The 6,319-nt window shown below is 41.9% G+C and carries 6 protein-coding genes; all 6 read right to left on the bottom strand.

Features of this window, described 5'->3' with window-relative positions; translation table 11 throughout:
* Positions 1 to 18: 18 nt before the first annotated feature.
* Positions 19 to 681 (bottom strand): RNA ligase family protein, encoded by a 663-nt coding sequence (locus tag BOD01S_RS02750; protein ID WP_036155386.1) that lies wholly within the window; start codon positions 679 to 681, stop codon positions 19 to 21.
* Positions 682 to 697: 16 nt separating this feature from the next.
* Positions 698 to 1,657 carry an ATP-binding protein gene (locus BOD01S_RS02755; RefSeq protein ID WP_036155388.1) on the bottom strand — a complete coding sequence of 320 codons (960 nt, stop codon included), beginning with the start codon at positions 1,655 to 1,657 and terminating at the stop codon, positions 698 to 700.
* Between the two features lie 492 nt (positions 1,658 to 2,149).
* On the bottom strand, positions 2,150 to 2,701 hold the full coding sequence (locus tag BOD01S_RS02760; RefSeq protein ID WP_036155390.1) for an NADAR family protein: 552 nt from the start codon (positions 2,699 to 2,701) through the stop codon (positions 2,150 to 2,152).
* Positions 2,702 to 2,703: 2 nt separating this feature from the next.
* Complete coding sequence (locus BOD01S_RS02765; protein WP_036155392.1) at positions 2,704 to 3,588, bottom strand: NUDIX hydrolase; 885 nt, start codon at positions 3,586 to 3,588, stop codon at positions 2,704 to 2,706.
* Positions 3,589 to 3,614: 26 nt separating this feature from the next.
* Complete coding sequence (locus BOD01S_RS02770) at positions 3,615 to 4,625, bottom strand: AAA family ATPase (RefSeq protein WP_036155394.1); 1,011 nt, start codon at positions 4,623 to 4,625, stop codon at positions 3,615 to 3,617.
* Positions 4,622 to 5,302: a nicotinamide riboside transporter PnuC gene (pnuC, locus tag BOD01S_RS02775; protein WP_036155396.1), complete on the bottom strand. Its 681-nt coding sequence runs from the start codon at positions 5,300 to 5,302 to the stop codon at positions 4,622 to 4,624. Before pnuC ends, BOD01S_RS02770 begins: the two co-directional genes overlap by 4 nt.
* Positions 5,303 to 6,319: the final 1,017 nt, after the last annotated feature.

The following is a 6,319-nucleotide window of genomic DNA, read 5'->3' on the forward strand; positions in this document are numbered from 1 at the left end:
TACTCTCATTTCCCCTCATCAGGGAGTTCTCATTGTATTATCAACATGTTTTTTCGTTAATTGGTTTGGCTCCACTGCATTTTGCATCCAGTGCTGATCGGTCTGGACATGATTCTTACGAACAAACTTGGCAACGGATGTTGAGAAATTTTCATAAGAGAATTCCTCAGCCAAACGTACAACATAACCTTCTTGTGCACCGCCAAACTTTGAACTTCCAGTAAAACATTTTTTGATGACAGCCTCGTCCCAAATACCTCGATAAAGCACAGGTACCGTTTCTAATCGGAGAAGCTTTGCCCACTCCATCGTTTCGTCCCAAGATAAACAATGGTTCTTTTCATTCCAAATGGAAAACAAATAAAAATAATGCGTTAATTCCTCATAGAAGATGGAGTGCTTCGCATAAACATACTCGCCGCAAACCCGCCAATCTTCTGGAATTTCATAAGCAAATGCCGCATGGAATTGTTTAAGCCAGTGCCTGGAAGGATGATCTTTCGAATCAATTGAACGGGCATGTTGATAATTCGTATATAATGAAGTGTTTTCCCCATCAAGTTTTTCAGTGACAATCACTTCTTTGCCCTTAAAATGATCTATTGATCTTAATACTTTATCATCGTCAGTCTTCGTTCTGGACCAAGGCAGATGGAAGGTGCGCGGATATTTAGTATACATGGTGTTTCTCCTTACATTAATTTTTTGCTAGTGAATCGGCTTCAGCAAAGAAATATAATTTCCATAAATATTCATCATCTAACAAATGATAGATTTCACTAGCTGCATTATCTGCATATACAATCTTCATGTGCATTTGAATAATGTTTGCAGTTTTTATAATAAAATCATCCTCAAAGCCAAGTTCCTTAAGAAAATGCACAGCCATATGCGTACTTACATTTTCGTGAAGAAAATAAGATGCATAATCACGTCCTTTTTTGATCACTTTGGTAAAGGGCTTTCCAATATCGTGAAACAGTGCAGCGATTTGCATTGCTAACTTATCATCTTCTTCGTAAGTTTGACAGATATATTCAAATACCTTGTATGTATGCATGCATAAAGGGTGAGTGTGATGGGGGTTTTCTTGATTGTATTGGATCATTTCTGCGAATGAATCAATCACACTAAGAGAGTTGAATAAATCATCATAATTAGGATGTTGATTAAGCAGGCTTATAAACGAATCTTTAGAAATGGGGTATGGCTTTTCATGATGAACAATGTGGATCTGAGACCATCCTTCTCCATAGGTGGGGAACTCAAAAAACTTGTACATTTTCTCCATTATTTTTGTTTCTACTTTCCTTTTGCGTGAAGCATTACGAGCCAGGCAAACATCATAAGGGGTATCGACGTAATAACATTCTTTCACAACATTTGTAAAACGAGCGATTCCTTTCATCCGGAGATCCCGGTCTATATTCGTAGCATCTAAAATGGCACTTTTACCTTCCGCAAAGGCTTTATCAATCCGTGAAAATGCTTCTCGGTAAACTTGAAAAGTCTTTTTTTGTTTACTATCATCACCAAAAAGCTCTCTTCTAATTTCATCTGTCGAAATGATTTTGGCACGTTCTTGTTTTGCAATTTTTTTAGCAATATAACTTTTCCCGCTGCCTGGTATACCCAGCATATAAATGAGCTTTAGCATGTTCCTTCTCTCCTTTCCTTTGTAACTTACAACCGTTATAACATAGAATTTTTTCAATAATTTGGATTAAGAGCGTGTATAAGGACCAATCCCGCGCAGTAGAATGGCGGCTTGATCCCAGCAAAAAAGCAAGCTGATCATCCAGGTCGATTACTTACTATTAGTGATCTAGTAGATTATCCTGCTAGGATCTCATATACATACATAGTGTCGCCAATTCCCCTGCCGATTGGTATCTTCCTGTTATCAGGGCGGATATACAATGGTGTATCTCACAGTCAACCTTTAATTGATTTCCTCATGCATATTCATTTTAACGAACCCAGAATGTGTAAGGCTTGATATTTCACAAGAATCATCCCTATAAATAGCCTTTAGTCGCAAGAGAACAGCATGTTTCTGGAGATCATCTCTTGTGAGAATATTATTGAAGTTGTGGATTCATTTTGGCAATGGGAATCAAGCCCCAATTCCATTCATCCTTATAAAGAACTAACTCCGCAGCAGCTCCTCCCGCGCTTCCATCAGGGCGAACCCCAGCAGATTTCTGCCCCGCCATTTCATAGGATTCTCCACATCTGGATTGGACTGGCCCATGCCGATCCCCCAAATACGGTCCCGCGGGCTAGCCTCGACGAGTATGCGGTTCTTCGTCAGTTTGAGATAATCGGCAAGCTCCGGATTCTGCGAAAATTTAGCCAAGCTCGCTCTTTTGACGATTCCATAGCATTCCTTATCCCAAATATCTTTGTCAAAGTTTCGTACTGCACGTCCAAAAGCCTTCATCTCTTTAGGATGCTTAGCTTTAAGGATGGACTCCAGCATTTCGTCATCATTGAACAATCTCGCCTTCTCGGCCATCATAAATTGCTCGGCACAGGAGTACTGCGTTCCTTCTACCGTGAACGGGCACATCCACCATTGGCTGAAGCAGCTTTTGTCGACACTGCCGTCCTTAGACGGGGTATGTCCCCAAAAAAACACGAATTTGAACCTTTCTCCCTTATTATGTGCTTTTCTTAACTCATCAATATTGTAGATCATCGCTATTCCTCCAAATTTCTCCGATATAGACGGGATGGTCTATGCCCCGCATTTTCGGTGTAAAGATCTGTCTCCGTCACAAGATCCGCTACTTTACGCCGGAACGCCGCCTTCAATAGCTCTTTATCCATCACTACCTCATAAACCTGCTGCAGCTCCGTTAAGGTAAAGAATTTCGGCATCAAGTGCAGTGCAATATCGGTATAATTCAATTTTCCCCGCAGCCGCTCAATAGCGTATGCGATAATTTTTGCATGGTCGAAAGCCAACCCATCATTCGTTACGATCTCATAATCTGTGCCTGTCGATGTAGTCTTCGCTGTTGTGGTCCTCTTCACGATTGCCGAAAGTTCCTCTTCACCGCTTAGCTGAAGTTCGTACTCCTGCGTTTTAATAAATCCGTCCTCATTCAGCTCTTTTTGCTCCCGCAGCGGCCGGTAAGATACCTTGAACCAGGCGGCGTCTGCAGCATCATCGCCCGACCTAAGCTCCAGCTTATCACTGTTGATCAGCGCCATATAGCTGCAGCTTATCACCCAAGTTCGCGGGTCGCGCCCGATATCACTAAACGTATACAGCTGCTCTAAATAAACATCTTCCACACCGGTTTCCTCGCTTAGTTCCCTTACTGCTGCCTGCTCAGTCGTTTCATTCGGCCGGACAAAACCACCAGGCAGCGCCCATTTGCCTAGGAAGGGGTGTCCCCCTCGACGAATAAGCAGAACGCGCAGCTCTTTTTCCGGCAATTTGCGATAACTGTCAGCCTCCTCTTCCGTTACAGTGAAAATAACCATATCTGTCGCCACCGATGGCCGCTCGTAATCCCCTGCTCTGTACTGCTCCAAAAATTCGCGTTCCGTAAGTCCGTCCTTATCTACCAAACCCAATTAGATTCTCCTCCCTTATTTTTGATCTAACCTTTCAACTCTCCGAAATAGTTTCCGTAGGGCTTGAATTTCGCCAGTACCTCGTCAACCTTTTGTATACGTTCCTCCAGGCTCCCCCGCAGCGTAATATAGGGAATACGCCGATCCTTCAAATCCGCAATAATCTGTTTATGAAAAACATGCCGTTTCTGATCTCCGCTGCGATCCCACGTATCGTCGTAAGGAATGTCATCATCGCACAGGAAGAACAAATCGTAGCGCTGTGCGTTCTCCAGCGCAATCCGGGTTAACAGGTCGGGGGCCCGGCCGTGGTAATCCAGAGCGAACATATACGTCGTAATCGCATTCGTATCAACGAAAATAAACCGGTTCGCCGCAAGTATTGCCTGTTCTTCACGCTCGATATGACCAACGGCGATTTCATCAAATGCTTCCAGGCCGATTCGGCGGTCCACCTGATGCTCAGTCCAATAATCGCGTCCGTATTCGCTTGCGAACGTCGTGTGATACCGACGTGCCAGCTCTTCGGTGATTGTCGACTTCCCCGTCGACATTGCTCCAACGAATACCACTTTCGTAATCAGATCCCGGTACACGATATCACTTATGAACTCCCTATACTTATATGGATCGGAACGGATCATCGTCGCTGAGATTGGGACCTGCCCGCGGGCTTCATCTACCCGCCGGTCTACTGCACCTAAAGCGATGCTCATATGTCCTCCGTAAAACTCGCTCGAGTAAAAATGTGTTACTTGCTCTCCATTCAGCAAACCGAGTATATATTGTTCTTCACGGATTTCATGCTCCCTATCATCCGAATATCCATCAGGACCATCCCAAGCTTCGATTACCCGGACTTCCGGATAGAGTCTGCGAATCCAATTTGCCCGGACATGAAGCGGGATTGGAGTAATGGTTGTGTCGTAAATGACCACAATCAATTCATCGACCTCTTGCAGTGCCGTTTCAATCATGAACTGATGGCCTTTATGCAGCGGGGCAAACTTCCCCAGTGTTAGTCCAAGCTTTTTCATACCGCGACCTCCTTTGCCCCTTTATTCCAAATATAGTACCCGTAAATCGCGTTAATCAAATAAGCGCTCCACATCACAATCATCATTAAGCCTTCTCCACTGCCCTCCAGCGTACGAATCGCCCATAACAGCACAGTAAAGAGATTTAACACAATATAGACCAGCCATTGTTCTTTGAATCTTCTTACCATTAAGAAGGTCGCCACAATAGACAGCACCGTTGTAGCGGCGTCGATATAAGGCGAGTTTTGTCCTGAAATGAATGAAAGTCCAAACCCGAGCAGCAAACAGCCGATTACACAGACCATTCCAACAAGAAGCAGACCTCTTATCTCCAACTGTCGCATAGCCAGCTTCCCGTCTTCTTGGCGGTTATTTTTCCACATGTAAAAGCCAATGACATTCATAGGAACGAAGAATAGAAGATTTAGCATTACTTCTCCAAACAAACCGTTAATATAGGCCAAATAAGCGTAGCCAACCGTATTGTACATACCGAAAACATAGCTCATCAAATTACCCTTTGCTGCAAGCACTACGCATAGCACTCCGGTAATAAAAACCGTAAATCCGAATAAAGAGTCCTTTGAGATCACCGTAAATCCGACAGCAATGGAAGTAAACAGCACCAGCCATGTAATTTCAAATAGGTTCCAACTACCTGTTACCTTCTTCATTTTGCATCCCTCCGCTTTTCCACTCATTTATAGAGTGAATAACATAAAACTAACTTAGTATCATTTTGTTAATAACAATTTGTTACTATCAAAATTAACAGGAAACTCTACGGAGGTCAAGTGATTCTTTCCATTTTTGCAGGATGGTTTTTATTTATTGGTGATGGTCTGTTATGGGATGGAACATAAACCCTACTCTTAGCATAATTGTAGCCCGCCAAGGAAAAGGGTTCTGTGTTTTCAAAAACTATGGATAGCAAAGTTGCTAATACTAACGGTCTTTTCCTCCACTAAATGAACAATTGTAGCTTTAGAATAAAGGTTAATCAAAAACAACTCACAGACCCATATTTTAAGCTAAATTAAAAGAACCCGTTTTGAAAAAACTTAGTTCACAACGGGTTAATTCTTTATGAAATACTGTGCATTTTTTATAAAAAAGTTTAATTTTCCTACTGTTAATCTTCAACAATTGCTCCCTATTGTTGAAGAGCGTTTTATCTAAATCCAGAGTAATTGAAGGATAGGCTTGAGGAAAATACAGATTTACAACATCTCTATATGCAGGTTTTTATTCAGATACCACCCCTACAACGTTTTCAGCAAAATCTTGAAAAGTCGTATGTGGCTATCTTTATATACCTTTGCATAAAAAGATGTATAAATAGTGTTCATAGAAAAAGCCGCGAAATATTGATCTCTCACAAACTTTGCGACTTTTTAATGTGTTTCCAAACTTTTATTTGGGAATGTTTATTATGATTGTTTTGTATAGCTTATATGTCCTTGTTGCACTAAAGCGCCCGATTGCTTAAGAGAATATTGGTACAAATAGAACGTCAAGAAAAATGTCTACCGATATTAATGTGTATTAATGACCTAGATTATCGTTGTTACCACTAAGTGGTTCTACTACTTCTCCATCTTTATCTGTTACAATACTGTCGGTTTCCTTATTAGCCTCGGTCAAAGACCCATAATAAATAAAAACACCAAAAGTAATGATAGCTATCGTTG

The sequence above is a fragment of the Lysinibacillus odysseyi 34hs-1 = NBRC 100172 genome (genome assembly GCF_001591965.1).
Lineage (GTDB): Bacteria > Bacillota > Bacilli > Bacillales_A > Planococcaceae > Lysinibacillus_B > Lysinibacillus_B odysseyi.